This is a genomic window from Massilia luteola, assembly GCF_034420155.1.
Taxonomy (GTDB): Bacteria; Pseudomonadota; Gammaproteobacteria; order Burkholderiales; family Burkholderiaceae_D; genus Telluria; species Telluria luteola.
The window spans coordinates 98,757-123,814 of sequence record NZ_JAXOFN010000022.1 but is presented as its reverse complement, the minus strand read 5'-3'; the positions used below and the strand labels follow the sequence as shown (position 1 = coordinate 123,814).

25 protein-coding genes are annotated in these 25,058 nt (G+C 66.6%); 8 read left to right on the top strand and 17 right to left on the bottom strand.

The features are described from left to right. The first annotated feature begins 10 nt into the window (after positions 1–10). The gene (locus tag U9J41_RS20925) at positions 11–5,815 is read left to right on the top strand and encodes a DUF4214 domain-containing protein (RefSeq protein ID WP_322404093.1); all 5,805 of its coding nucleotides are present in this window, start codon (positions 11–13) and stop codon (positions 5,813–5,815) included. Positions 5,816–5,911: 96 nt separating this feature from the next. Then, positions 5,912–6,616: a phage tail protein gene (locus U9J41_RS20920; RefSeq protein WP_322404092.1), complete on the top strand. Its 705-nt coding sequence runs from the start codon at positions 5,912–5,914 to the stop codon at positions 6,614–6,616. Between the two features lie 37 nt (positions 6,617–6,653). On the opposite strand, the gene U9J41_RS20915 is transcribed toward U9J41_RS20920, so the two are convergent. Continuing rightward, positions 6,654–6,977: a DUF6916 family protein gene (locus U9J41_RS20915; protein ID WP_322404091.1), complete on the bottom strand. Its 324-nt coding sequence runs from the start codon at positions 6,975–6,977 to the stop codon at positions 6,654–6,656. A 68-nt stretch (positions 6,978–7,045) separates the two neighbouring features. On the opposite strand from U9J41_RS20915, the gene U9J41_RS20910 reads away from it, so the two are divergent. Further along, positions 7,046–7,543 (top strand): GNAT family N-acetyltransferase, encoded by a 498-nt coding sequence (locus U9J41_RS20910; protein WP_322404090.1) that lies wholly within the window; start codon positions 7,046–7,048, stop codon positions 7,541–7,543. On the opposite strand, the gene U9J41_RS20905 is transcribed toward U9J41_RS20910, so the two are convergent. The 6 genes from U9J41_RS20905 to U9J41_RS20880 are packed head-to-tail and all read right to left on the bottom strand — an operon-like array spanning position 7,540 to position 12,672. Further along, entirely contained in the window at positions 7,540–8,610 is a 1,071-nt protein-coding gene (locus U9J41_RS20905; RefSeq protein ID WP_322404089.1) for an AI-2E family transporter, read from the bottom strand. The genes U9J41_RS20910 and U9J41_RS20905 overlap by 4 nt on opposite strands. Positions 8,611–8,640: 30 nt before the next feature. Next, complete coding sequence (locus tag U9J41_RS20900; RefSeq protein WP_322404096.1) at positions 8,641–9,240, bottom strand: SCO family protein; 600 nt, start codon at positions 9,238–9,240, stop codon at positions 8,641–8,643. A gap of 8 nt (positions 9,241–9,248) precedes the next feature. Continuing rightward, positions 9,249–10,148: a heme o synthase gene (gene cyoE, locus U9J41_RS20895; RefSeq protein WP_322404088.1), complete on the bottom strand. Its 900-nt coding sequence runs from the start codon at positions 10,146–10,148 to the stop codon at positions 9,249–9,251. After that, positions 10,145–11,314 carry a COX15/CtaA family protein gene (locus U9J41_RS20890; protein ID WP_322404087.1) on the bottom strand — a complete coding sequence of 390 codons (1,170 nt, stop codon included), beginning with the start codon at positions 11,312–11,314 and terminating at the stop codon, positions 10,145–10,147. The genes cyoE and U9J41_RS20890 overlap by 4 nt, the downstream gene beginning before the upstream one ends. 7 nt (positions 11,315–11,321) lie before the next feature. Beyond that, positions 11,322–11,885: an SCO family protein gene (locus U9J41_RS20885; protein WP_322404095.1), complete on the bottom strand. Its 564-nt coding sequence runs from the start codon at positions 11,883–11,885 to the stop codon at positions 11,322–11,324. Between the two features lie 49 nt (positions 11,886–11,934). Continuing rightward, on the bottom strand, positions 11,935–12,672 hold the full coding sequence (locus tag U9J41_RS20880; protein WP_322404086.1) for an SURF1 family protein: 738 nt from the start codon (positions 12,670–12,672) through the stop codon (positions 11,935–11,937). Between the two features lie 43 nt (positions 12,673–12,715). Between U9J41_RS20880 and U9J41_RS20875 the strand changes: the two genes are divergently transcribed. Continuing rightward, a complete protein-coding gene (locus U9J41_RS20875; RefSeq protein ID WP_322404085.1) occupies positions 12,716–12,919 on the top strand; it encodes a twin transmembrane helix small protein in 204 nt (67 codons plus the stop codon). A 172-nt stretch (positions 12,920–13,091) separates the two neighbouring features. On the opposite strand, the gene U9J41_RS20870 is transcribed toward U9J41_RS20875, so the two are convergent. The 7 genes from U9J41_RS20870 to U9J41_RS20840 all read right to left on the bottom strand — a co-directional run bounded on the left by U9J41_RS20870 (position 13,092) and on the right by U9J41_RS20840 (position 19,171). Next, positions 13,092–13,949, bottom strand: coding sequence for a cytochrome c oxidase subunit 3 (locus U9J41_RS20870; RefSeq protein ID WP_322404084.1), 858 nt, complete (start codon positions 13,947–13,949; stop codon positions 13,092–13,094). A gap of 74 nt (positions 13,950–14,023) precedes the next feature. After that, positions 14,024–14,254, bottom strand: a complete 231-nt coding sequence (locus tag U9J41_RS20865) for a DUF2970 domain-containing protein (RefSeq protein ID WP_322404083.1) — start codon at positions 14,252–14,254, stop codon at positions 14,024–14,026. A 1-nt stretch (position 14,255) separates the two neighbouring features. Continuing rightward, on the bottom strand, positions 14,256–14,831 hold the full coding sequence (locus U9J41_RS20860; protein WP_322404082.1) for a cytochrome c oxidase assembly protein: 576 nt from the start codon (positions 14,829–14,831) through the stop codon (positions 14,256–14,258). Between the two features lie 7 nt (positions 14,832–14,838). Beyond that, entirely contained in the window at positions 14,839–14,958 is a 120-nt protein-coding gene (locus U9J41_RS20855; RefSeq protein ID WP_322404081.1) for a cytochrome oxidase small assembly protein, read from the bottom strand. 7 nt (positions 14,959–14,965) lie between these two features. Beyond that, positions 14,966–16,561 carry a cytochrome c oxidase subunit I gene (gene ctaD, locus U9J41_RS20850; protein WP_322404080.1) on the bottom strand — a complete coding sequence of 532 codons (1,596 nt, stop codon included), beginning with the start codon at positions 16,559–16,561 and terminating at the stop codon, positions 14,966–14,968. Between the two features lie 95 nt (positions 16,562–16,656). Continuing rightward, on the bottom strand, positions 16,657–17,853 hold the full coding sequence (coxB, locus tag U9J41_RS20845) for a cytochrome c oxidase subunit II (protein WP_322404079.1): 1,197 nt from the start codon (positions 17,851–17,853) through the stop codon (positions 16,657–16,659). Between the two features lie 436 nt (positions 17,854–18,289). Further along, positions 18,290–19,171, bottom strand: coding sequence for a methyltransferase domain-containing protein (locus U9J41_RS20840; protein ID WP_322404078.1), 882 nt, complete (start codon positions 19,169–19,171; stop codon positions 18,290–18,292). Between the two features lie 85 nt (positions 19,172–19,256). On the opposite strand from U9J41_RS20840, the gene U9J41_RS29355 reads away from it, so the two are divergent. Next, positions 19,257–20,162, top strand: a complete 906-nt coding sequence (locus U9J41_RS29355) for a ComF family protein (protein ID WP_425260834.1) — start codon at positions 19,257–19,259, stop codon at positions 20,160–20,162. Between the two features lie 71 nt (positions 20,163–20,233). Further along, positions 20,234–20,704, top strand: a complete 471-nt coding sequence (trmL, locus tag U9J41_RS20830; protein WP_322404076.1) for a tRNA (uridine(34)/cytosine(34)/5-carboxymethylaminomethyluridine(34)-2'-O)-methyltransferase TrmL — start codon at positions 20,234–20,236, stop codon at positions 20,702–20,704. 10 nt (positions 20,705–20,714) lie between these two features. Here the strand turns inward: trmL and rfaE2 are convergent, their stop codons facing one another. Next, entirely contained in the window at positions 20,715–21,194 is a 480-nt protein-coding gene (gene rfaE2 / locus U9J41_RS20825) for a D-glycero-beta-D-manno-heptose 1-phosphate adenylyltransferase (protein ID WP_322404075.1), read from the bottom strand. A 10-nt stretch (positions 21,195–21,204) separates the two neighbouring features. Beyond that, positions 21,205–22,395: a PilT/PilU family type 4a pilus ATPase gene (locus tag U9J41_RS20820; protein ID WP_322404074.1), complete on the bottom strand. Its 1,191-nt coding sequence runs from the start codon at positions 22,393–22,395 to the stop codon at positions 21,205–21,207. Between the two features lie 136 nt (positions 22,396–22,531). On the opposite strand from U9J41_RS20820, the gene U9J41_RS20815 reads away from it, so the two are divergent. Beyond that, a complete protein-coding gene (locus U9J41_RS20815) occupies positions 22,532–23,476 on the top strand; it encodes a hydrogen peroxide-inducible genes activator (RefSeq protein ID WP_322404073.1) in 945 nt (314 codons plus the stop codon). Here U9J41_RS20815 and U9J41_RS20810 read toward each other — a convergent pair. Continuing rightward, positions 23,454–23,999 carry a hypothetical protein gene (locus U9J41_RS20810; RefSeq protein WP_322404072.1) on the bottom strand — a complete coding sequence of 182 codons (546 nt, stop codon included), beginning with the start codon at positions 23,997–23,999 and terminating at the stop codon, positions 23,454–23,456. The genes U9J41_RS20815 and U9J41_RS20810 overlap by 23 nt on opposite strands. A gap of 184 nt (positions 24,000–24,183) precedes the next feature. On the opposite strand from U9J41_RS20810, the gene ubiA reads away from it, so the two are divergent. Next, positions 24,184–25,038 carry a 4-hydroxybenzoate octaprenyltransferase gene (ubiA, locus tag U9J41_RS20805; protein ID WP_322404071.1) on the top strand — a complete coding sequence of 285 codons (855 nt, stop codon included), beginning with the start codon at positions 24,184–24,186 and terminating at the stop codon, positions 25,036–25,038. Positions 25,039–25,058 lie beyond the last annotated feature (20 nt).

Sequence of the window (25,058 nt, the reverse complement as noted above, 5' to 3'; positions counted from 1 at the left end):
CAACGTGAGCGTGCCCGCCAACGGCACCTACGTGGCCGGCCAGAATCTCGATTTCACCGTCACGTTCGACGAGAACGTCGTCGTCGCCGGCACCGACAGCACGCTCGGCGTGACGATCGGCACGACCGCCCACAACGCCAGTTTCCTGTCGAGCAGCGGCAACACGATCACCTACCGCTATACCGTGCAGGCCGGCGATACGGACGCCGACGGCATCGCGGTCGGCGCGATCACGCCAGGCACGTCGACCATCCGCGACGCGGCCGGCAACGACGCCAGCCTGACCCTGTCCGGTCACCTGCCGTCCACCACCGGCGTGCTGGTCGATGCCACGGTCCCGAGCGTCGCCGGCAATATCGCCGTGCCGGCCAACGCGACCTACGTCGCTGGCCAAACGCTGAATTTCACCGTCACGTTCGACGAGAGCGTAACCGTCACGGGCACCGACAGCACGCTCGGCCTGACGATCGGCGGCACGACGCGCAGCGCCACGTTCGCGTCCAGCGCCGGCAACACCGTCACCTACACCTACACGGTGCAGGCAGGCGACGCCGATACCGACGGCATCGCGGTCGGCGCGATCACAACGGGCACCAGTACCATCCGCGACGCGGCCGGCAATAACGCCAACCTGACCCTGTCCGGGCACGTGCCGGCGACCACCGGCGTGCTGGTGGACGCGGTCGCGCCCGCCGTGGTGGGGAATATCGGCGTGCCCGCCAACGCGACCTACGTCGCCGGCCAAACGCTGAGCTTTACCGTCACCTTCGACGAGAACGTCACCGTCACCGGCACCGACAGCACCCTCGGCCTGACCATCGGCGGCACGGGACGCAGCGCCACGTTCGCGTCCAGCACGGCCAATTCGATCACCTATACCTACACGGTGCAGGCGGGCGATGCCGATGCCGACGGCATCGCGGTCGGCGCCATTTCTTCGGGCACCTCGACCATCCGCGACGCGGCCGGCAACAACGCCAGCCTGACGCTTTCCGGTCACGTACCTGCCACCACCGGCATCCTGGTCGACACCATCGCGCCGACGGTTGCTGGCAACGTGAGCGTGCCCGCCAACGGCACCTACGTGGCCGGCCAGAATCTCGACTTCACTGTCACGTTCGACGAAAACGTCGTCGTCACCGGCGGCGACAGCACGCTCGGCGTGATTGTCGGCACGACGGCGCACGATGCCAGTTTCCTGTCGAGCAGCGGCAACACGGTCACCTACCGCTATACCGTGCAGGCAGGCGATACGGACGCTGACGGCATCGCGGTCGGCGCGATCACGCCAGGCACCTCGACCATCCGCGACGCGGCCGGCAACGACGCCAGCGTGACCCTGTCCGGTCACCTGCCGTCCACCACCGGCGTGCTGGTCGATGCCACGGTCCCGAGCATCGCCGGCAATATCGCCGTGCCGGCCAACGCGACCTACGTCGCCGGCCAGACGCTGAGCTTCACCGTCACGTTCGACGAGAACGTGACCGTCACCGGCACCGACAGCACACTCGGCCTGACGATCGGCGGCACGACGCGCAGCGCCACCTTCGCGTCCAGTGCCGGCAACACTGTTACCTACACCTACACGGTGCAGGCAGGCGACGCCGATACCGACGGCATCGCGGTCGGCGCAATCACATCGGGCACCAGCACCATCCGCGACGCGGCCGGCAATAACGCCAACCTGACCCTGTCCGGCCACGTGCCGGCCACCACCGGCGTGCTGGTGGACGCGGTCGCCCCCGCGGTGGCGGGGAATATCGGCGTGCCCGCCAACGCGACCTACGTCGCCGGCCAGACGCTGAATTTCACCGTCACGTTCGACGAGAACGTCGTGGTCACCGGCACCGACAGCACCCTCGGGTTGACCATCGGCGGCACGACGCGCAGCGCCACGTTCGCGTCCAGCACGGCCAATTCGATCACCTACACCTACACGGTACAGGCGGGTGACACGGATGCCGACGGCATCGCGGTCGGCGCGATCACGCCCGGCACCTCGACCATCCGCGACGCGGCCGGCAACAACGCCACGCTGGCGCTTTCCGGTCACGTGCCCGCCACCACCGGCATCCTGGTCGACACGATCGCACCGACGGTCGCCGGCAACGTGAGCGTGCCCGCCAACGGCACCTACGTGGCCGGCCAGAATCTCGATTTCACCGTCACATTCGACGAAAACGTCGTCGTCGCCGGCAGCGACAGCACCCTCGGCGTAACGATCGGCGCGACGGCGCACAACGCCAGTTTCCTGTCGAGCAGCGGCAACACGATCACCTACCGCTATACCGTGCAGGCCGGCGATACGGACGCCAACGGCATCGCGGTCGGCGCGATCACGGCGGGCACGTCGACCATCCGCGACGCGGCCGGCAACGACGCCAGCCTGACCCTGTCCCGCCACCTGCCGTCCACCACCGGCGTGCTGGTCGACGCCACGGTCCCGAGCATCGCCGGCAATATCGCCGTGCCGGCCAACGCGACCTACGTCGCCGGCCAGACGCTGAGCTTCACCGTCACGTTCGACGAGAACGTGACCGTCACCGGCACCGACAGCACGCTCGGCCTGACCATCGGCGGCACGACGCGCAGTGCCGCGTTCGCGTCCAGTGCCGGCAACACCGTTACCTACACCTACACGGTGCAGGCGGGCGACACGGATACCGACGGCATCGCGGTCGGCGCGATCACAACGGGCACCAGCACCATCCGCGACGCGGCCGGCAATAACGCCAACCTCGCACTCTCCGGCCACGTACCGGCCACCACCGGCGTGCTGGTGGACGCGGTCGCGCCGGCGGTAGCGGGGAATATCGGCGTGCCCGCCAACGCGACCTACGTCGCCGGCCAGACGCTGAATTTCACCGTCACGTTCGACGAGAACGTCGTGGTCACCGGCACCGACAGCACCCTCGGGTTGACCATCGGCGGCACGGGACGCAGCGCCACGTTCGCGTCCAGCACGGCCAATTCGATCACCTACACCTACACGGTACAGGCGGGTGACGCGGATGCCGACGGCATCGCGGTCGGCGCCATTTCTTCGGGCACCTCGACCATCCGCGACGCGGCCGGCAACAACGCCACGCTGGCGCTTTCCGGTCACGTGCCCGCCACCACCGGCATCCTGGTCGACACGATCGCACCGACGGTCGCAGGCAACGTGAGCGTGCCCGCCAACGGCACCTACGTGGCCGGCCAGAATCTCGACTTCACCGTCACCTTCGACGAGAACGTCGTCGTCGCCGGCAGCGACAGCACCCTCGGCCTGACGATCGGCGCGACGGCGCACAACGCCAGTTTCCTGTCGAGCAGCGGCAACACGATCACCTACCGCTATACCGTGCAGGCAGGCGATACGGACGCTGACGGCATCACGGTCGGCACGATCACGGCGGGCACCAGCACCATCCGCGACGCGGCCGGCAACGACGCCAGCCTGACCCTGTCCGGTCACCTGCCGTCCACCACCGGCGTGCTGGTCGATGCCACGGTTCCGAGCATCGCCGGCAATATCGCCGTGCCGGCCAACGCGACCTACGTCGCCGGCCAGACGCTGAATTTCACCGTCACCTTCGACGAGAACGTGACCGTCGCCGGCACCGACAGCACCCTCGGCCTGACCATCGGCGGCACGACGCGCAGTGCCACGTTCGCGTCCAGCGCCGGCAACACCATCACCTACACCTACACGGTGCAGGCAGGCGACGCCGATGCCGGCGGCATCGCGGTCGGCGCGATCACGCCGGGCACGTCGACCATCCGCGACGCGGCCAGCAACGACGCCAACCTGACCCTGTCCGGCCACGTGCCGGCGACCACCGGCGTGCTGGTGGACGCGGTCGCCCCCGCTTTCCTGGGCGCGAGCGTCAATGGCGCGACCCTTGTCATGACGTATGCCGACACCGGCCTGCTGGATGCGACCCATGTGCCGGTTGCCGGCGACTTCACCGTGACGGCGAGCGGTCGCGCGGTCTCCGTCACGGCGATCGCCGTCGACGCCGCGGCGCACACCGTGACGCTGAACCTGGCGTCACCGGTCGCGGATGGTGCGGCGGTCACGGTGGCGTATGGCGATCCGGGCGGCGCCGACGACATCAACGCCATCCAGGACGCCGCCGGCAACGATGCGGCGAGCCTCGGCGCCACCAGCGTCGTGAACAATACGCCAGCGCCGACGGCGCCGGTCCAGCCCACCGTCGACGGCGTCGCCGTGCAGGTCGGTACCGTCGTCAACAGCGACGGCTCGGTCTCGCAGGCGCTGAGCATTCCGATCGTGACCGCCGGGCGCGTCGACCAGGTCGGCGACAACACGGTGGCCGACATTCCGCTGGCGCACGGCGCGGACGGCAGCGCGCTGTTGACGACGCAGGTGCCGGTCGGTATCGGCTTGCAGGCAACGGGTTCCGCCCAGCCGAAGGCCGCCGGCGACTCGCTGACGGACCTGATCCGCGAGATCCAGGCCCACACGGCGGCCGGGTCGCACGACCAGGGCATGCTGACCGGGGGCGGCAGCGGCTTCCTGGGCGACCTGGCGTCCGACGCGCCACTGATCGTGCAGACGATCGTCCCGATCGCCGCAACCGGCGGCGTGACGCCGGGCCCGGATCACCTCGCGATCAACGGCACCGCGGCCAGTGCCGGCAGCCCCGCCACGGCAATCGTGCTCGATGGCCGTGGCCTGCCGGCCGGAACCAGCATCGAACTGAACAACGTCGAATTCGTGGCGCTGATCGGCGCCGTCAGCGTCAGCGGCGGCGCGGGCGAGCAGAACGTGTGGGGTGACAGCGCATCCCAGACCATCTATCTGGGACCGGGCGACGACGTGCTCCACGGCGGCGGCGGCAACGACATCGTCGGCAGCGCCGGGGGCAACGACCAGATCTTCGGCGACGACGGCGATGACGTCGTGTTCGGCGGCGCCGGCAACGACACCATCGACGGCGGCACCGGCCACGATACGCTGCAGCTGGCCGGCGCCAATCGCAGCGACTACAGCATGCGCGTGGCCGGCGGCAAACTGGTGGTGACGCAGCTGAACGACGGCCCGGACGGCGCCGACGTGGTGGCCAACGTCGAGGCATTGCACTTTACCGGTGCGACCAGCGATACCTCGGCGTATGGCACCGCGGGCCGCCTGGTGCAGGCGCTGACCGGCCACCCGGCCGGCCTGGAGACCCTGGATGCGGCGACCGCGGCAAGCGGCAAGGGCGCCAGCCTGTCCCAGATCGCCCACAGCCTGTACGACCAGAGCGGCGACAGCGGCCTGAGCGACGCCGCCTTCGTCCAGGCGCTGTACCAGAACGCCCTGCACCGCACGGCCGGCGTGGACGAAACGGCCTTCTGGACCGGCAAGCTGGACGCCGGCACGCACCGCGCCGATGTGGCGCTGGCGGTGGCCGATTCGGCCGAAATGCTGGCGATCGCGCCGGCCGACACCGATGTCAATGCCACCGACGTCGCGACGCTCGTGCGCATGTACAGCGCCCTGTTCGACCGCGCACCCGACGAAGCCGGACTGAATTACTGGATCGGCGCGCACGAGAACGGCATGGCCATGACGGGCATCGCCAACGCGTTCGTCATGTCGGCCGAGAGCTCGGGCCAGTACAGCGGGATGGATGACGTCCGGTTCGTCGATACGCTGTACGAGACCGCACTGCACCGCGAGCCTGTCGGCAACGAGGCGCAGTATTGGGTCGATTCGCTTGCCGGCGGCCGCGCCGACCGGGGCGACGTACTGCTCGCCTTTGCGGATTCGGCCGAAAAAGTGGCATTGATCGGCACCATCTCGACCAGCATTCCAACGCTGTAGAGGTGTGCCAGGTCAGCCGCAGGCAACGGGCCTGCGGATGCGCCGCCGGCCTTGCAACGATGCCGGCTCTGTTAACTTCACAAACAAAGGAGCATCATGGCAGAGGCATACGTAGGACAAATCAATCTGGTCAGTTTCAACTGGGCGCCGCAAGACTGGCTGCTATGCCAGGGGCAATTGCTGCAAGTGACCCAATACCAGGCCCTGTTCTCCCTCATCAGCAATGTCTTCGGGGGCGATGGCGTCACCACCTTCGCGCTGCCGGACTTGCGCGGCCGGGTGCCGGTCCAGCCCGGCCAGGGCCCCGTGACAAACCTGGCCTGGGCCGAGAAAGGCGGCACCACCGCGACCGCGCTCCAGGCAGCAGGCACAGGCACGATCAGCAACGTGAACCAGTTGCCGGAGCACACCCATACCGCCACCTTCGCAGCGACCGGCGGCGGTGCCGCGTCCCAGCCGACCGTCACGCTGCATGTCAGCAACGATGCGGCGACCAGCCCGACACCACTCGCCAACGGCTATATGGCGCCCCTGAAAGGCAGCGGCCTGAGCGCGGCACCGAGCGGCTACGTCGCCACGGCGAACGCCGGCACCACGGCATTGAACACGGCGGCGGCAACGGCGACCGGCGGCAGCGGCGGCGGGATCACGGGCGGCACGGTGACCAATGCCATGACCGGTTCGGCGTCACCGGCGCCGATCCCGGTGACCACGGTCGTGAACCTGCCGCCGATGATGCCGCCTTTCATCGGTCTCAATTACATCATCTGCGTGAACGGCTACTATCCGTCCCGGCCGTGACACCGCGGCGGCGGGCAGTGCCTCCCGCCGCCATCCGTCATGCGAACAGCACTTGATAGCGCTGCCGGTCGGGCGGCGTCGCGACGCTGCCCTGCGTGCCGGGCAGCGGCGGCATCACGGGCGCAATGCACCATACCTGGCGCGCCAGCGCCGGGTGCTCGATGGCGAAGTTGTCCTGGGCAAGGACCGGCTGGCGTGGCCCACTGAAGATCAGCGACAGGGGGGCACGGAACTGTTCCGGCAAGCCGCGGCGCGGCGCTTCGGTGCAGCCCTCCAGGCGCAGCACGACGGGGCCGGCCTGGGTCTCGACCGTGAAGTCGGTGCCGAGCAGCGGCGTGAAAAGTTCGAGGCTTGGGTGCATGACAATTGTTCAATATGAGCCGAACCCATTATGAGCGATCGCGTGTGCGAGCTCAATCATTCTTCACCATGCTGACACTCGCCCTCGACCATTTGCACGCGCGTCCCGCGCAGCCTGCCGACGACGCCTTTCTCAAGGCATTATTTGCGACGACGCGCGACGACCTGCGTGCCGTCGACGCCGGGCCTGCCTTGTTCGCGATGCTGATCGACATGCAGTGGCATGCGCAGACGGCGGGTTACCGGCAAGCGTTCCCGGATGCCGACAGCCTGGTCATCGAGCGCGCCGGCGTGCCAGTGGGCCGGCTGCTCGTCGATCGCAGCATGCCACAGTGGCGCATCGTCGACGTCGCCTTGCTGCCGCAGGCCCGTGGCCAGGGTCACGGCGCGGCGCTGTTGCGCGCCCTGCAGATCCGCGCCCGCGACAGCGGCGCCACGCTGGCGCTCACGGTAAGGCGCGACAATCCGGCGGCCCGCCGGCTGTACGACGCGCTCGGCTTCGCGGCCGACGGTGGCGACGTGCTGACGGAACAGATGGTGTGGCCGGCGGCTCGACAGCGCCGCTAGACGCCGTCGCCGTTCTGCTTCACGATCGGGTCGCGCGTATGGGTCCACCCGCTCATCAGCGAATAGCCCACCGCGAGCAGGGTCGGCCCGATGAACATGCCGACGAAGCCGAACGCCATCACGCCGCCCAGCACGCCCAGGAGCGTGAGCAGGAACGGCAGGCTGGAGCCGCGGCTGATCAGCATCGGACGCACGACGTTGTCGACGCCGCTGATCAGGAAGAAGCCCCACACGAGCATGAAGATGCCCCATCCCGTCTCGCCCTGCGTGAACAGCCAGACGGCCGCCCCGCCCCACACGATCGGGGGCCCGACGGGGATCAGCGACGACACGAACACGAGCACCGACAGCAGCGGCACCGCGGGCACGCCCGCGATGGAGAAGCCGAGCGCCGCGACGAGCGCCTGCGCCAGCGCGGTGCCGAGCAGGCCGTACATCACGCCGCGCACGGTCTGGCTGACGATCTCCGTGACCGACGCCGCCTCCTCGTCCATGATGCGGCGCATGGCGGCGCCGATGACGGCCGTCAGCGTCTCGCCGTCGCGGTAGAAAAAGAAGCTGACGAACGCGGCGAGGCTCATCTGCGCGACGCCGGCACCCAGCATCAACCCGCCGGACAGCAGCGCGTGCCGGGTCGGTTCGACCAGGCGCTGCGCCAGCTCCATCATGCGCTCGCGGCTGGCCACGAGCTGGCGCAGGTAGTTATCGAGCTGGTCGCCGACGAGCGGGATGTCGCGCACCCACGCGGGCGGCAGCAGCTCGCCCTGGTTCAGCGCGGCGCGGATCTGGTCGAACGACGCCGCCACGTTGTCCGCGAGGTTGTACGCGACCAGTGCCAGCGGGATGATCACGAGCAGCGTGAGCGACAGCGTCATCGTGAGCGCGGCGAGCGTGCGCCGGCCGCGCAGGCGGTGCAGCAGTTTCTGGTACAGCGGCCAGGACGAGATGACGACGGCGGCCGCGAACAGGATCGCGGCCAGGAAGGGGCGCAGGACGTAGAGGCAGCCGAGGGTCAGCAGGATGACGGCGCCGGCGCGCGTGGCGTTTCTACCTGGTCGGCGATCCATGCCTCTCCTGATGCGGCTCGATTTACGATATCAGGATAGTAACTGACGGAGGTCGTGCACGATAGGGTCAGGGCCCTGGCCATGGCGGATGAACAGGCGCAGGCGGCCGTCGCGGTCGAATACGTAGCTGCCGGCCGTGTGGTCGATCGTGTAGCTGCCCGGGTCCGTGCCCGGCACCTTCGCGTAGAACACCTTGAATTCCTTGGCCGTCTTCGCCGTCTGTTCGGGCGTGCCGCGCAGGCCGATGAAGCGCTTGTCGAACGCGGGCACGTAGTTGGCGAGCAGCTGCTGGGTGTCGCGCTCGGGGTCGAGGGTGATGAACAGGACCTGCACCTTGTCGGCCAGCGGCCCCAGTTTCTGCATCACGGACGCCATCTCCGCCATCGTCGTCGGGCACACGTCCGGGCACTGCGTGTAGCCGAAGAAGACGACGACGACCTTGCCCTTGAAGTCGGCCAGCGTGCGCGGCTTGCCGGTGTGGTCGGTCAGCGCAAAACCTTTCGCGTAATCGAGGCCGGTGACGTCCGTGTTCTGGAAGGAGGCCTGCTGCTGCTTGCCCGGCAGCTTGTCGCATGCGGCGAGGGAGATGGCCAGCGCGCAGGCGGCCACGAGAAGCAGCGGTTTTTTCATCATCGGGTCTAGAGGTAATGTTTCACGTAGTGGTCGACGAGCAGCGCGGCGAACAGCAGCGACAGGTAGACGATGGACCAGGCGAAGGCCTTGCGCGCGACCTGGTCGCTGTAGTGCTTGTGGATCAGCCAGCCGTAGCGCAGGAAGACCGCGTTCAGCACGACGGCCGCCGCCAGGTACACGATGCCGCTCATGCCGACGGCGTACGGGAACAGCGTGCACGCGGCCAGCGCCACCGAGTACAGCCAGACCTGCTGGCCCGTGTACTGCATGCCGTGCGTGACGGGCAGCATCGGCAGGCCGGAACGCACGTAGTCGTCGCGGCGGTACATCGCGAGCGCCCAGAAATGCGGCGGGGTCCAGACGAAGATGATCAGCACGAGCAGCCACGCCTGCATCGGCACGTCGCCCGCGACGGCGGCCCAGCCGAGGGCCGGCGGCATCGCGCCCGACAGGCCGCCGATGACGATGTTCTGCGGCGTGTTCGGCTTCAGCAGGATCGTGTAGATCAGCGCATAGCCGACGAAGGTGACGAACGTCAGCCACATCGTCAGCGGATTGACCAGCGTGTACAGGATGCCCATGCCGGCGCCGCCGATGATGGCGGAAAAGATCAGGACCTGCGTGGGCGACAGCTCGCCCATCGCGGTGGCGCGGCGCGCGGTGCGGGCCATGCGGGCGTCGACTTCGGCCTCGATCAGGCAGTTGACGGCGAAGGCGGCGCCGGCCAGCAGCCAGATGCCGATCGTGCCCCAGACGAGCACGTGCCAGCCAGGGAAGCCGTCGGTGGCGAGGAACATGCCGATCACGGCGCAGAAGACGGCCAGCTGGGTGACGCGCGGCTTGGTCAGCGACCAGTACTGGGCGATCCGGCTGGACGGTTTATGGATGGCGGTTTGCGTAATCATGGATGGCTCGCGGACGTCGCGGCCTCACGTCGTGGACTGCGCAGCGCCAGCTCGAGTTGATACTGTACCTTGTAGTTTAACATGGTCACCAAAAGGACGAGACCCGCCGCGCCCGCGTTGTGAAGCACGGCGATCGGCAAGGGAAAGTTCAGGAACACCGTCGCGATGCCCGTCGTTGCCTGCGCGGCAAGCACCAGCGCGAGGTTGCGCGCCGTGCCGTGCAGGCCCGGCAGGCGCCAGGCGCGCCAGGCCGTATAGCCCAGCACGAGCACGACGACGAGCGCGAAGTTGCGGTGCACCCAGTGGATCGCCGTCAGCGCGGAGAACGGCAGGTAGTGGCCGGCGGCCGTCTTGCCCAGCTCGCGCCACAACGTGAAGCCGTGTTGCCAATCCATCTCTGGGACAATTTGTCCATTACAAAGCGGGAAATCGCTGCACGCCAGTGTCGCGTAATTGGTACTCACCCACCCGCCCAGTGCCAGTTGCACCAGTAACACGGCGCCCGCCAGCCACGCCAGCGGACGCAGGCGGCGCAGCACGGACACCGGCGCGGCCACGGGAGAAAAGCGCGGCGGCGCCGTCAGCCTGTCCTCGCGGCCGCCCAGCCAGACGGCCAGCGCCAGCAGGGTCAGGCCGAACAGCAGGTGCAGGGTGACAATGATCGGCTGCAGCTTCATGGTGACGGTCCAGGCGCCGAACGCGCCCTGCACGCACACCCACAGGAACATGACGGTCGGCAGCAGCGGGCCGTGCGCGGGTTTGCCGCCGCGCGCGCGCGCGCGGCGCCATTCCAGCCAGGAGGCGGCCATCAGGCCGATGATCATGACGCCGATGCCCATCGCGAGGAAGCGGTGGATCATCTCGATCCACGCTTTCATCGTCGTCACGGGCCCGGTGGGCATCAGCGCCTCGGCCGCGGCGATGTGGGCGTGCGCGAGGAACGGGTTCGCTTCGCCGTAGCAGCCGGGCCAGTCCGGACAGCCGAGGCCGGAATCCGTGAGGCGCGTAAAACCGCCGAACACGATCAGGTCGAACGTGAAGAAGGCGATCACCCACGCCAGCTTGCGGTATTTGTTCGTGCCGGTCGCCGTCCACACGAGCGCGAGCGGCACGCTGGCCGCCAGGATGCCGGTCAGGGCCAGCAGGATGAAATTGGAGACTTCCATGATGCGCTCAGCCGACGGACGACGCCTTCAACAGCTTGTAGATGTCCTTGTAGACCTTGCGTACGTCCTTGAACCCGGGGTCTTTCGGGAAGCGCATCATCAGGTGGCCCAGCGGGTCGATCATGTAGATGTGGTCGGCCGGCGTCGTGCCCGCGTCGGCCGGCAGCCAGCCGGCCACCGCCGCGGCGTCGGCGCGCAGCATGTGGGTGCCGTCGTATTCGCGGATGGTCAGGGTGTCAAGCGGTTCCTTGTCGGTGATGAGCCAGACGCGTTCGATGCGGTCGGCTTCTTTGCCCTGCATCAGGCGCAGCTGGCGCATGGCGAACAACTGCTTCTGGCAGGCGTCCGGACAGGCGCCCGGCCCCGTCATCAGCATCACCCACTTGCCCTTGAACTGGTCCAGCGCCTGCGGACGGCCGTCCAGCGTCGTCGTGGCCATGGCCGGGACCGGGTGGGCGCGCTGGTCGATCAGCGTGCCGTAGTTGTTGCGCGTCTGCGGCTTGATGACGTAGTAGGTGAAATAGGAGGCGATCACCGGCGCGGCGCACACGGCCAGCACCAGCCACAGCATCCGGCGCCCGCGCTTGCGGGGGGCGGCATCGGCGGGGATCGCGGCTGCGTCAGCCAGCTTGTTTGGTTCCACTTCGAAATCCTGTCATCACAAAAAATAAGAAAGCCATCGCCGCCAGCGCGTACCACTGGAAGGCATAGCCCTGGTTGCGGTCGACGTCGACGGCGGGGGCCGGCCATGTGCGGATCGGTTCCGCGGCCGCTGCGCCGGTGCCGTCCACGCTCGTCTGCTCGACCAGCACGGGCAGCACGCTCAAACCGCTGGCCCGGGCGAAGCCGGCCGGATCGACGTTCTGCACGATGGCGCCGGGCTTGGCCGGCGGCGCCTTGCCGAGTTCCATCACGCGCGCCGGATGCAGTACGGCGAGGCCCTCGATGGTCCGGCGGCCGGCCGGCGTGGCCACGTGCGGCACGCGGTCGTGGACGGCCGGATCGCGCGCCAGCCAGCCCCGCGCGACGAGGACCACCTTGCCGGTAGCCGCTATTGTAAACGGCATCAGCAAAACGAATCCGGTGCGTCCGTCGAGCGGCCGGTTGTCGAGGAACAGCGGCCAGCCGGGGACGAATTCGCCGGTCACGCTGACACGGCGATATTCGATGGCGGCGGGGTCGACCGGCGTCCCGTCGAGCACGACGGGCGGCAAGGCGGCGCGCTGCGTGAGCCGGGCCTGCAGCGCCGTCTTTTCCGCCGCGCGCCGCACCTGCCAGTTGCCCAGCGCGATCCCGAGCGCGACCAGCACGAGCGTCGCCAGGAAAGGAATGGTTCTAAAACGGAAGCGGAGTCGCATACAATGATAGTGAAACCCTAACAACCAAACTCATCGGCCGCCCATGAAAATCGTCGTCGCCATCGCCTTCGTGCTCATCATCGGCAGCCTTGCCTCCGCCCTCTTCTTCCTGATGCGCGACAAGGGCCGCAGCAACCGGACCGTCCAGGCGCTGGCGATGCGGGTCGGGCTGTCGATCGCGCTGTTCCTGCTCGTGCTGTTCTCGTACAAGATGGGGTGGATTCAGCCGAAAGGGCTGCATTCATAAGCGCATCGTCAGCATGTCGCAAGGACGTTCTAAGCACGTCATAAACACGTTTTAAGCACGTCATAAACACGTCGTCCCCGCGGAGGCGGGGACCCAATTTTGCTTGCGCCATAGGTAACGCAAAAACTTCGGTCCCCGCCTGCGCGGGGACGACGTTCATAAATTGGTTGATTTACAACCAGTACACGACGATATACAGCCCCAGCCACACGACGTCGACGAAGTGCCAGTACCACGCCGCGCCCTCGAACGCGAAATGGTGTTCCGGTGTGAAGTGGCCGCGCAGCACGCGGTACAGCACGACGGACAGCATGATCGCCCCCATCGTCACGTGGAAGCCGTGGAAGCCCGTGAGCATGAAGAAGGTCGAGCCGTAGATGCCCGAGGTCAGCTTCAGGTTCAGTTCGGTATAGGCGTGGTGGTATTCGTACGCCTGGAAGCCCATGAAGGTGGCGCCCAGCAGGATCGTCGCGAACAGGAACAGTGCCGTGCGGGCGCGGTGGCCGGCGCGCAGCGCGTGGTGGGCGATGGTCAGGGTCACGCCCGAGCTCAGCAGCAGCGCCGTGTTGATGGTCGGGATCGGGAACGGGCCCATCGTGCTGAACTGCTCGACGGTGCCGGCCGGGCCGATATTGCCCCAGTGGCCGGAAAAATCCGGCCAGATGATTTTATGGTCGAGGTCGGACAGCCACGGCATCGAGATCGTGCGTGCGTAGAACAGCGCGCCGAAGAAGGCGCCGAAGAACATCACCTCGGAAAAGATGAACCAGCTCATCGACCAGCGGTAGGACAGGTCGATGCGCTCGTTGTACTTGCCCGATTCCGACTCGCCGATCGCGTCGCCGAACCAGTTGTACAGCACGATCAGCATCGCCACGATGCCGGCCGTGCACACGCCGGGGCCCCAGGCGGCCCCGTTGACCCAGCCGGAAGCGCCGGCCATCGTGCACAGCATCGACATGCCGGCTGCCAGCGGCCACCTGGACGGAGCGGGGACGAAATAGTACGGCGCGGTATTGGGTGAACTCATGTATATCTCCTCAATCAAGCATTGTTTCGAATTCCGGGGTGCTGCGCTTCCCTGCTTTCGTGTTGCTTATATTTTTAACTGTTGGCGACGACCATCCGCACCACCAGCACCAGGATGCCGATGAACACCGCCACCCCGATCAGGGCGCCCACGATCACGTGGACCGGGTTCAGGTTGGCCGCGTCGTGCTCGTAGTCGCGGCGCTTGCGCACGCCGAAAAACGACCAGAACACGGCTTTCATCGTGGCCCCGAAGGTCTGCGTCCGTGCGGGCGGACGGTGCTGCGGATCGTCGTCGTTTGCCATATCACTTCTGCGCCGTCACGGCGCCGACTTCGAAGAACGTGTACGACAGCGTGATGTCCTTCACCTCGCGCGGCAGTTTCCGATCGATGAAGAACACGACCGGCATCTGGCGCGCCTCGTTCGGTTTCAATATCTGCTCCTTGAAGCAGAAGCACTCGACCTTCTTGAAATACGGCTGGGCCGACTGCGGCGCGTAACTCGGGATGGCCTGCGCCTTCACGGTGCGCGCCTGCGTGTTCACGACTTCGTAGATCACTGTCGCCATCTCGCCCGGGTGCACGTCGATGCTGCGCTGCGTCGGGCGGAAGCGCCACGGGCCCTGGGAGTTGCCGTCCAGGACGACGGTGACCGTGCGCGCCTTGTCGACCTGGGTGTTGGCCGGGGGTGCCACCGTGCCGTCCTTTTGCGTGAGCACGTTAATGCCGAGCACTTCGCACACCTGGCGGTAGATCGGCACCATGGCATAGCCGAAGCCGAACATGATGGCCGCGACCACCAGCAGCTTGGCGAGCGTGGTCCGGTTTAGCCGCAGGCGGCCACTTTCCTCGTGGCGGCCCGCGTTCTTTTCCGCTTGCATGACGTCCTCAGCTCAGCCACAGGCGCTTGACGAACAGCATCACGAAGAAGAACAGCGCCAGCCCGGCCAGCCACAGGGCCGTGCGCAGGTTGGCCTTCTTCTGCTGCTGCGAACGATGATCGGTCATCGCGGCCTCACTTCACCAGCGGCGGGGTTTCGAAGGTGTGGAACGGCGCCGGGCTCGGCACGGTCCACTCCAGGCCTTCGGCGCCTTCCCACGGCTTCGCGTCGGCCTGCTTGCCGCCGCGGATGGTCGGCACCACGACGAAGAGCAGGAAATACACCTGCGACAGGCCGAACAGGAAGGCGCCGATCGACACGACCTGGTTGAAGTCGGTGAACTGCACGGCATAGTCGGCGTAGCGGCGCGGCATGCCGGCCAGGCCCAGGAAGTGCATCGGGAAGAACGTCACGTTGAACCAGACCAGCGAGTTCCAGAAGTGGAACTTGCCGCGCCATTCCGGATACATGTGGCCGGTCCACTTCGGCGCCCAGTAGTAGAAGCCGGCGAACAGGGCAAACAGCGAACCCGCCACCAGCACGTAGTGGAAGTGGGCGACGACGTAATAGGTGTCCTGCATCTGGATGTCGATCGGGGTCACGGCCAGGATCAGGCCCGTGAAGCCGCCCATCGTGAACACGAAGATGAAGCCGACGGCGAACAGCATCGGGGTTTCAAAGGTCATCGAGCCCTTCCACATCGTGGCGACCCAGTTGAACACCTTCACGCCGGTCGGCACCGCGATCAGCATGGTGGCGTACATGAAGAACAGCTGGCTCGTCACCGGCATGCCGGTCGTGAACATGTGGTGCGCCCAGACGATGAACGACAGGATCGCGATCGACGCGGTCGCGTACACCATCGACGCGTAGCCGAACAGCGGCTTGCGGGCGAAGGCCGGGATGATCTGCGAGACGATGCCGAACGCCGGCAGGATCATGATGTAGACCTCGGGGTGGCCGAAGAACCAGAAGATGTGCTGGTACATCACCGGGTCGCCGCCGCCGGCGGCGTTGAAGAACGACGTGCCGAAGTGGCGGTCGGTCAGGGTCATGGTGATGGCGCCGGCCAGCACGGGCATCACGGCGATCAGCAGGTAGGCGGTGATCAGCCAGGTCCAGCAGAACATCGGCATCTTCATCAGCGTCAGGCCCGGCGCGCGCATGTTCAGGATCGTGACGATGATGTTGATCGAGCCCATGATCGACGACGCGCCCATGATGTGCAGGGCGAAGATCGCCATGTCCATGCCCGGGCCCATCTGCGTCGACAGCGGCGCGTACAGCGTCCAGCCGGCCGCGGTGGCGCCGCCCGGCACGAAGAACGACGTCGCCAGCAGGAGTGCGGCCGGCGGCAGCAGCCAGAACGAGAAGTTGTTCATGCGCGCGAACGCCATGTCGGATGCGCCGATCTGCAGCGGGATCATCCAGTTGGCGAAGCCGACGAACGCCGGCATGATCGCGCCGAACACCATCACGATGCCGTGCATGGTGGTCAGCTGGTTGAAGAATTCGGGGCGGAAAAACTGCAGGCCGGGCTGGAACAGCTCGGTGCGGATCATCAGCGCCAGCACGCCGCCCGAGAGCAGCATGGTGAACGCGAACCACAGGTACAGCGTACCGATGTCCTTGTGGTTGGTGGCGAAAAGCCAGCGGCGCAGGCCGACCGGGTGGTCGTGTGCGTGATCGTGGCCGTGGTCGTGCGAGTGATCGATGGTGCTGGAAGTCATGTCAGTATCCTAGTCGTGCGGGACAACAAGGGCCGTTTGCGGTGGCGCGACGGCCCGGTCCCTTGAATCCAAACGCTTGTTGAGCCTTGTCTGCCTTATTTGCCGCGTGCAGCCAGGACCTCGGACGGCTGGACGATGTTTTCGTCGGCCTTGTTGGTCCAGTTGTTGCGGGTAAAGGTGATGACGGAAGCGATCTCGGAATCCGACAATTGCTTCCAAGACGGCATCGCCGATGGATACTTGCCGCTGTGCTTACCGTTCAGCAGCACGTCGATCTGTGCGGCCTTCGGACCCAGCACGACCGGCGAACCGACCAGCGGGGCGAACGCGCCAGGGATGCCCTGGCCGCTGGCCTGGTGGCAGGCCACGCAGTTGGACGCAAAGACTTTTTCGCCTTTCGTCTTGAGCTCGTCGATGGTCCAGACCTTGTTCGGGTCGTCGGACAGCGCGGCCATGCGTTTCTTCTCACCGTTGACCCACGCGGTGTAGTCATCGGCCGAGACCACCTTCACGACGATCGGCATGAAGGCGTGGTCCTTGCCGCACAGCTCGACGCAGCTGCCGCGGTAGGTGCCGATCTGCTCGGCCTTGAACCACGTGTCGCGCACGAAGCCGGGGATGGCGTCCTGCTTGACGGCGAAGGCGGGAATGGTCCACGAGTGGATCACGTCGTTGGCGGTCAGCACGAGGCGGACCTTCTTGCCGACCGGGACGACGAGGGGATTGTCGACCTCGAGCAGGTAGTTTTCGGTGCGCTTCTCGGTCGGCGCGATGCCCGGTTCGCCCACCTGGGTGCGCGGCGTGGCCAGGTTCGACAGGAACGAGACGCCTTCGCCCTCGCCCTTCAGGTAGTCGTAACCCCACTTCCACTGCATGCCGGTGACCTTGACCGTGAGATCGGCGTTCGACGTATCCTTCATCTGCACGACGGCGTGCGTGGCCGGCAGGGCCATGCCGATGACGATCAGGAACGGTATGATGGTCCAGGCGATTTCGACCGTCGTGGATTCGTGGAAGGTGGCCGGTTTGTGGCCGAGGGATTTGCGGTGCTTGAACACCGAGTAGAACATGACGCCGAAGACGGCGAGGAAGATGATCAGGCAGACGATCATCATCCAGTTGTGCAGGCTGTAGATATAGGCTGCGATGCCCGTGACGGGCTGCTGCAGGTTCAGCTGAAGCGCTTCCGGACGTCCGGTCACGACGGGCCCGGGCTCCGCGAATACCGGGATGCTGGCCACCGCTAACGCGAGACCGGGCATCAACGCTTTGAATCGTTTTGCATATGTCATGTTGTCCCCAACCACCTTTAGAAGAGAAATTTCTTGAACGGAAGCGACCCTCCTATGGGTGACCATGGAGGAGGCCACGGAAGACAACTTCCGTTCCGAAATCCTTTTTAAACTAAACGCAACCACTTCCCGTCGCGCCGGCGGACGCTTCGGGACTCGACACCGCCCGGCCGGGAACCGTCTGGCTCCCTGGATGGACGATGACTTCTAACCTTGCTTGCGGGGGACACCGGATACGCTGTCCGATCTCCCCGGGTGATGCTCCAACCTTCGACCTTACGCTTTTGTGCTTAAATTTTTAGCGCTTTTTTGATCCAGTCGAAAAAAGTGTCTTTGATTATACTGAAACAGGTAATTTTTATTCAAGGAAAATTACCGCGATCGTATACACGCTGCATGCGGGCGCCGGGAACGCGGTACGCCGGTCCGCCGATGCTCAGCGCGGCTTGGGCGGCTGGAACCGGATGATCGCCTCGCCGGCGGCCGTCGTTTTCGGCGCGGGCCGGAATGCGTGGCCGTAGATGACCTCGAACGTCAGTCCGAGCTTGCCGTCCGCGCGGCGCCCCGCCTCCAGCGCGTCGCGCATGCGCCGCCACGCCGCCCGGCCGACGAGCCCGCGGTGGCGCGTGGCCAGCGGATTGCCGCCGAACGCGCGCACGTCGGCGAGCAGCTTGTCGGCCGTGTCGTACGTGACCGTGATCTGCTCCATGTCCATGACGGGCGTCGTGAACCCTGCTTCCACGAGCTGGTCGCCGAAGTCGTGCATGTCGACGAACGGCAGCGTGTGCGGGGTCTCGTCCATCGCGGCGAACGCGGCGCGCAATTCACGGAAGGTGTCCGGACCGAAGTTCGAGAACATCAGCAACCCATCCACGCGCAGCACGCGGCGCCATTCGGCGAACACGCGGTCGGGCTGGGGATGCCAGTGCAATGCCAGGTTCGACCACACGAGGTCGAGCGAGTTCGGCCCGAACGGCAGGTTGCCGAAGTCGCCGCAAACGAGATCGATGCCGGCCTTGGCCGGGAGCAAACGGCTGAGCAGGGAGCGCGGCGCCTGCCCGGCCCCGGCGGCCGCCAGCATGGCCGGCACGGCATCCAGGCCCAGCACTTGCGCGGCCGGATAGCGCTTTTGCAGTTCGGCGATGTCGACGCCCGTGCCGCAGCCGGCGTCCAGCACCTGGCGCGGCGCCGTCTTGACGAGCGTGAGGCGGTCGAACATGCGACGGGCGATCTCGCGCCGCAGGAAATCGGAGGGAGCGACCCGGACGGGGTCGGCGAACAGCTGGCGCACGCGGACCGGATCGATCGGGGCGCTCATCTTGGAGGGGGCTTGGGGCGAAACCATTGTCGACTGCGGGTGAATGGGATAATGGCGGCAGTGTACATGATGGGTAGAAATCACGATGACGACCCGTTATTCATCCCTGCGACATTGGCCACGAGCATTGCTGCGCGTGCTGATGCCGTCCGTCTGCGCCTTGTGCGGGGGCGGCTGCGACGACGTCGTGTGCGCGGCGTGCCGGGACGCGTATGCGCAGCCGCGCACGGTGCGCTGCGGGCAATGCGGGAATCCGCTACCAATGGATCGACCAGTAGAAATCCCGTCGCCTCCGCGCAGGCGGGGGCCCGAGGTCGTGCAGCCGCGTACGCATGCTGTAGACATATCGTCGCCCCCGCGCAGGCGGGGGCCCAAGTTTGTGCCGCCAGGTACGCATGCAGGATTGAGTCCCCGCCTGCGCGGCGGCGACGTTGGTGAGGCTGCGACCTTGATCTGCGGCTCTTGCCTCCGCGACCCGCCCGCCTTCGACGCCACCGTCGCGGCCGTCGATTACGCGATTCCGCTCGACCAGCTCGTCCTTCAATTAAAATTCGGCGCCCGCCTCGCGCTCGCGCCGTGGTTCGCGCGCCGGATCCGCGACGCCGTGCTGGCCAGGCCAGGCCTGCCGCTGCCCGACCTGCTGTGCCCGGTGCCGCTGGGGCCGGGCCGGCTGGTCGAGCGCGGCTTCAACCAGGCACTGGAGATCGCGCGGCCACTGGCGGCCGCGCTCGGGGTAGCATGTCATCCGGCGCTGGCGCTGCGCACGCTCGACACGCCGGCGCAGTCGGGCGTGGCCCCGAGCGTGCGGGCGAAGAATGTGCGCGACGCGTTCGCGGTGGCCGATCCGGACCTCGTCGAGGGCCGCCACGTCGGCCTCGTCGACGACGTCATGACGAGCGGCCACACGCTGGGCGAACTGGCCGCCACGTTCAAGCGCTGCGGCGCGGCGCGCGTGACGAATTTCGTGTTCGCGCGCACGCCGCCCCATTAGGTACCACCGGATTTCCGCCCGTGCGGGCTGCATGGCCGCACGCAGGCAATGACGATTTTGAGGAGAATGTCTTGTTTCACGTCGTATTGGTCGAACCCGAGATCCCACCCAACACGGGCAACATCATCCGCCTGTGCGCGAACACGGGCGCGCAGCTGCACCTGATCGAGCCGCTCGGCTTTCCGCTGGACGACGCCAAGATGCGCCGCGCCGGCCTCGACTACCACGATTACGCCACGATGAAGGTGCACAAGAACTGGGACGCCTTCCTGGCGGACGCCCAGCCCGATTCGACCCGGATGTTCGCCATGACAACGCACGGCTCGTCGCCGTTCGCGGATTGCGCGTTCCGTCCGGGCGACGTCTTCGTGTTCGGCGCGGAATCGCGCGGCCTCGACCCGGCGCTGCGCGCATCGTTCGCGCCGGCCCAGCGCATCCGCTTGCCGATGATGCCGGGCAACCGCAGCCTGAACCTGTCGAACACGGTGGCCGTCGTCGTCTACGAGGCGTGGCGCCAGAACGGGTTCGCGGGCGGGGCTTGATGCCGGGAGGTCAGCCGAACTGGCGGATCTTCGCGACGAGCTTGGTCGTCGAGCGGTCGTGCGCGAAATCGATCGCGACGGCCTTGCCGCCATAGGCAAGCACCGCCTTGCCTTCCGGGATGGCGCTCATGACGTAGTCGCCGCCCTTGGCGTAGATGTCGGGACGGGCTTCCTCGACCACTTCCAGCGCCGTGTCCTCGTCGAATTCCACGACGAGGCTGACGGATTCCAGCGCGGCCAGCACGGCCATGCGGTCGGCCAGCGTGTTGAGCGGGCGGTCGTCGCCCTTCCCCAGGCGCTTCACGGAGGCGTCCGTGTTGACCGCGACGACCAGCGACGCGCCCAGCGCGCGGGCCTGCGCCAGATATGTGACGTGGCCGCGGTGCAGGATGTCGAACACGCCGTTCGTCAGCACGACGGGCTTCGGCAGGTCGGCGATGCGTTGCGGCAGGGTGGCGCGGGTGCAGAGTTTTTGTTCGAAGGTAGACATGGCGTGCATTCTACCCCGCGGCCGGCGGTTCCTCTTCCGGCTCGTCCATCAGCATCGACAGCTCGGCCGGTTTGGCGGCGGCGCCGCCCTCGCCCGGCGCCTTGCGCTCGCCGGACAGCTTGATCTGCAGGCGCAGGCCGTTCGCGGAATCGGCGTTGCGGATCGCTTCGTCGTAGCTGATGAAGCCCTTGTTGTAGAGCTCGAACAACGCCTGGTCGAACGTGCACATGCCCAGTTCGCGCGACTTGTGCATGATCTCCTTGATGCTCTGGAAATTGCCTTTTAAGATCATCTCGCCGATCGTCGGCGTGTTCAGCAGGATTTCGATCGCGGCCTTGCGGCCCTTGCCGTCTTCCGTGCGGACCAGGCGCTGCGACACGATCGCGCGCAGGTTCGACGACAGGTCCATCAGCAACTGGTTGCGGCGTTCTTCCGGGAAGAAGTTGATGATGCGGTCCATCGTCTGGTTGGCATTGTTCGCGTGCAGCGTGCCGAGGCATAGGTGGCCCGTTTCGGCGAACGCGATCGCGTGCTCCATCGTTTCCGTGTCGCGGATCTCACCGATCAAGATCACGTCCGGCGCCTGGCGCAGCGTGTTCTTCAACGCGTTGTGCCAGGACAGCGTGTCGACGCCGACCTCGCGGTGCGTGATGAGGCAGCTCTTGTTCTTGTGGACGTATTCGACGGGGTCCTCGACCGTGATGATGTGGCCGGCCGAATTGCTGTTGCGGTAATCGATCATCGCCGCCAGCGTCGTCGACTTGCCAGACCCCGTGCCGCCGACGACGAGGACCAGGCCCCGCTTGGTCATGACGACGTCCTTCAGCACCTCGGGCAGGTCGAGTTTCTCGAAGTTCGGGATTTCCGACGCGATCGTGCGCACCACCATGCTCACGCTCTGCTGCTGCACGAATACGTTGACGCGGAAACGGCACACGCCGGGCAGGGAAATGGCGAAATTGCACTCCATCTCGGCCTCGAACTCGGTCCGTTGGCGCTCGTTCATCAGCGCCAAGGCGAGCGCACGCGTGACGTCGCCCGTCAGGCGCTGGTTGCTCAGGGGTTTCATCGCGCCCTGGTGCTTCATGCTGGGCGGGAAATCGGCCGAGATGAACAGGTCGGAGCCGCCCTGGTGGTGCATCACCGTGAGCAGCTTGTGCATATAGGCCTGGGCTTCCGCCGGGCCGAAGGTCGAAGACATGGATGCCTCTTTATTAACGCCAGGCAACATCGCCAGCCCGGCCATTATATCCATGGCTTTACCGGTAAAATAGTGCCAGACTGCCTAAAACCTGGGCAAACGTGTCTTCTAGAACACGGCTGGTAAGAAAGAACCCATGACACTGACCGAACTGAAGTACATCGTCGCCGTCGCGCGCGCCCGCCATTTCGGGCATGCGGCCGAAGCCTGTTTCGTTGCCCAGCCGACGCTGTCCGTCGCCATCAAGAAACTCGAGGACGAACTCGGCGTGACCCTGTTCGAACGGGGCGGCTCGGAAGTCTCCGTGACGCCGCTGGGCGCGCAGATCGTGGCGCAGGCCGAGCGCGTGCTCGAGCAGACGGCCGCCATCAAGGAATTGGCCAAGCAGAACAAGGACCCGCTGTCCGGCCCGCTGCGCCTGGGCGTGATCTACACGGTCGGCCCCTACCTGCTGCCGCCGCTCGTGAAAAACCTGATCGAGCACGTGCCGCAGATGCCGCTCGTGCTGCAAGAGAATTTCACGGTAAAACTGCTCGACCTGCTGCGCCAGGGCGAGCTGGACGCCGCCATCATGGCCCTGCCGCTGCCGGAACACGGCATGGCCGTGCAGCCGCTGTACGACGAACCGTTCGTCGTCGCCATGCCGAAGCACCATCCGTGGGCCACGCGCGCGGACATCTCGGCCGAAGACCTCAAGAGCGAGACGATGCTGCTGCTGGGCACCGGCCACTGCTTCCGCGACCAGGTGCTGGAAGTCTGCCCCGAGATGGCGCGCTTCTCGTCGGCGCCGGGCAACGGCATGCAGCGCACGTTCGAAGGCTCGTCGCTGGAAACGATCCGCCACATGGTCGCGAGCGGCATCGGCCTGACCGTGCTGCCGCGCGCCTCCGTGCCGGACATGAAGGACCCGCACGGCATGCTGACCTTCGTCCCGTTCCAGGACCCGGCGCCGTCGCGCCGCGTCGTGATCGTGTGGCGCAAGAGTTTTACGCGCCGCGCCGCCATCGATGCCGTCGTGAAAGCCGTCGCCGACTGCGGGCTGCCCGGTGTCGAGATGGTCACGCTCCAGGCCGCAGCCTGACGCGCACCGGTGCGACCGGCGCCACCGCGGCCGGCAATGGGGATGCGCCGGCGGGCTGGGCCAGGCGCATGCCGAAGTCCCGACACGGCCCGGGATGCCCGGCATGGTGGCCGGTGAAGGCGTCGGCCAGTTCGGCGCCGCGGCGCGGCAATTCGTTCATCGACGCGCAGCGGACCGCGTCCCACGTCGTGCCGGCCTGCCGGAATTCCACGGCGCGCACGGCATAGGCGCGGCCGCCCTGTTCCACGGCCACGAGGGCGGTGTCGCCGTTGACGATGCCGAGCGCGAAGCGGCGCGTCGGCATGTTGTCGGCACCGAGATCGCCTTCGTTGAAATCCTCGCCCCGGTCGGCGATGCCGTCCGCGCCGAGCCCCACGCCCAGCAGCGCCTGGATGCCGGCCGGGAGCTCGCGCAGCGACTGCGCTTCCGTCCATTCCCCCTGCTCCGCCTGGCCGCCGGCGTCCGCGCGCGTACAACAGCCGAGTCCGATTCCGGCCAGCACCACCATGGTTACGAACCGCATACGAGGTCTCCTCAGTCGAAAGTCCGGATCGTAGAGCGCCAGCGTGCGCCATGCCTTGTGCATCGTCTACGTACCCGTTTCCACACGCGCGCCGGGTTCACGCGATCGGTGCCGTACTGCCGGGCGCGCCCCGACAGGCTACAATCCTGACCTTGCAGATATTCAATTATTCAATTCGAACGACATGAACAAGCTGGCGCTGTATTTCCGCCTGGTCCGGGCCCACAAGCCGATCGGCATCCTGCTGCTGCTGTGGCCCACGCTGTGGGCGTTGTGGATGGCGTCGGGCGGGCATCCCGATCCGCTGTATCTCGTCATCTTCATCGTCGGCACCGCGCTGATGCGATCGAGCGGCTGCGCGATCAACGATTACGCCGACCGCGAATTCGACCGCCACGTCAAGCGCACCGTCGACCGTCCGCTCACCAGCGGCCGCATCAAGGGCTGGGAAGCGCTGATGGTGGCGGCCGTGCTCGCGATCGTCTCGTTCCTGCTGATCCTGCCGCTGAACACGCTGACGAAGGAACTGTCCGTGGTGGCCGTGATCGTGGCCGGCAGCTATCCGTATTTCAAGCGCTTCTTCGCGATCCCGCAGGCCTACCTCGGCATCGCGTTCGGCTTCGGTATCCCGATGGCCTTCGCCGCCGTGCAAGGCCACGTGCCGGCCGTCGCCTGGTGGCTGCTGGCCGCGAACGTGTTCTGGTCGGTCGCGTACGACACCGAATATGCGATGGTCGACCGCGACGACGACCTGATCATCGGCATCCGCACGTCGGCCATCACGTTCGGCCGCTACGACGTCTTCGCCATCATGGTGTGCTATGCGGCGGCGCTCGGCATCGATCTCGCGTGCGGCTGGATGCTGGGCCTGCGCGGGTGGTTCGTGGCGGGCATCGCGGTGGCGGCCGCGATGGCCGTCTACCACTACACCCTGATCCGCGGGCGCGACCGCATGCAATGCTTCGCCGCGTTCAACCAAAACAACTGGTTGGGTGCGGCCGTGTTCGCTGGCGTCGCGCTAGACTATGCATTAGGATAATATTGTCCGTAACATAATCG

Excerpts from the sequence above, each read along its gene's own strand:
- U9J41_RS20865 (WP_322404083.1), bottom strand. The coding sequence starts at position 14,254 with ATGGCAAACGACGACGATCCGCAGCACCGTCCGCCCGCACGGACGCAG.
- U9J41_RS20920 (WP_322404092.1), top strand. The coding sequence starts at position 5,912 with ATGGCAGAGGCATACGTAGGACAAATCAATCTGGTCAGTTTCAACTGG.
- U9J41_RS20840 (WP_322404078.1), bottom strand. The coding sequence starts at position 19,171 with ATGAGCGCCCCGATCGATCCGGTCCGCGTGCGCCAGCTGTTCGCCGAC.
- coxB (WP_322404079.1), bottom strand. The coding sequence starts at position 17,853 with ATGACATATGCAAAACGATTCAAAGCGTTGATGCCCGGTCTCGCGTTA.
- cyoE (WP_322404088.1), bottom strand. The coding sequence starts at position 10,148 with ATGATTACGCAAACCGCCATCCATAAACCGTCCAGCCGGATCGCCCAG.
- U9J41_RS20860 (WP_322404082.1), bottom strand. The coding sequence starts at position 14,831 with ATGCAAGCGGAAAAGAACGCGGGCCGCCACGAGGAAAGTGGCCGCCTG.
- U9J41_RS20880 (WP_322404086.1), bottom strand. The coding sequence starts at position 12,672 with ATGCGACTCCGCTTCCGTTTTAGAACCATTCCTTTCCTGGCGACGCTC.
- U9J41_RS20815 (WP_322404073.1), top strand. The coding sequence starts at position 22,532 with ATGACACTGACCGAACTGAAGTACATCGTCGCCGTCGCGCGCGCCCGC.
- U9J41_RS20910 (WP_322404090.1), top strand. The coding sequence starts at position 7,046 with ATGCTGACACTCGCCCTCGACCATTTGCACGCGCGTCCCGCGCAGCCT.
- U9J41_RS20890 (WP_322404087.1), bottom strand. The coding sequence starts at position 11,314 with ATGGAAGTCTCCAATTTCATCCTGCTGGCCCTGACCGGCATCCTGGCG.
- rfaE2 (WP_322404075.1), bottom strand. The coding sequence starts at position 21,194 with ATGTCTACCTTCGAACAAAAACTCTGCACCCGCGCCACCCTGCCGCAA.
- U9J41_RS29355 (WP_425260834.1), top strand. The coding sequence starts at position 19,257 with ATGACGACCCGTTATTCATCCCTGCGACATTGGCCACGAGCATTGCTG.
- U9J41_RS20855 (WP_322404081.1), bottom strand. The coding sequence starts at position 14,958 with ATGACCGATCATCGTTCGCAGCAGCAGAAGAAGGCCAACCTGCGCACG.
- U9J41_RS20915 (WP_322404091.1), bottom strand. The coding sequence starts at position 6,977 with ATGCACCCAAGCCTCGAACTTTTCACGCCGCTGCTCGGCACCGACTTC.
- U9J41_RS20810 (WP_322404072.1), bottom strand. The coding sequence starts at position 23,999 with ATGCGGTTCGTAACCATGGTGGTGCTGGCCGGAATCGGACTCGGCTGT.
- U9J41_RS20885 (WP_322404095.1), bottom strand. The coding sequence starts at position 11,885 with ATGCTGTGGCTGGTGCTGGCCGTGTGCGCCGCGCCGGTGATCGCCTCC.
- U9J41_RS20905 (WP_322404089.1), bottom strand. The coding sequence starts at position 8,610 with ATGGATCGCCGACCAGGTAGAAACGCCACGCGCGCCGGCGCCGTCATC.
- ubiA (WP_322404071.1), top strand. The coding sequence starts at position 24,184 with ATGAACAAGCTGGCGCTGTATTTCCGCCTGGTCCGGGCCCACAAGCCG.
- ctaD (WP_322404080.1), bottom strand. The coding sequence starts at position 16,561 with ATGACTTCCAGCACCATCGATCACTCGCACGACCACGGCCACGATCAC.
- U9J41_RS20870 (WP_322404084.1), bottom strand. The coding sequence starts at position 13,949 with ATGAGTTCACCCAATACCGCGCCGTACTATTTCGTCCCCGCTCCGTCC.
- U9J41_RS20900 (WP_322404096.1), bottom strand. The coding sequence starts at position 9,240 with ATGAAAAAACCGCTGCTTCTCGTGGCCGCCTGCGCGCTGGCCATCTCC.
- U9J41_RS20820 (WP_322404074.1), bottom strand. The coding sequence starts at position 22,395 with ATGTCTTCGACCTTCGGCCCGGCGGAAGCCCAGGCCTATATGCACAAG.
- U9J41_RS20875 (WP_322404085.1), top strand. The coding sequence starts at position 12,716 with ATGAAAATCGTCGTCGCCATCGCCTTCGTGCTCATCATCGGCAGCCTT.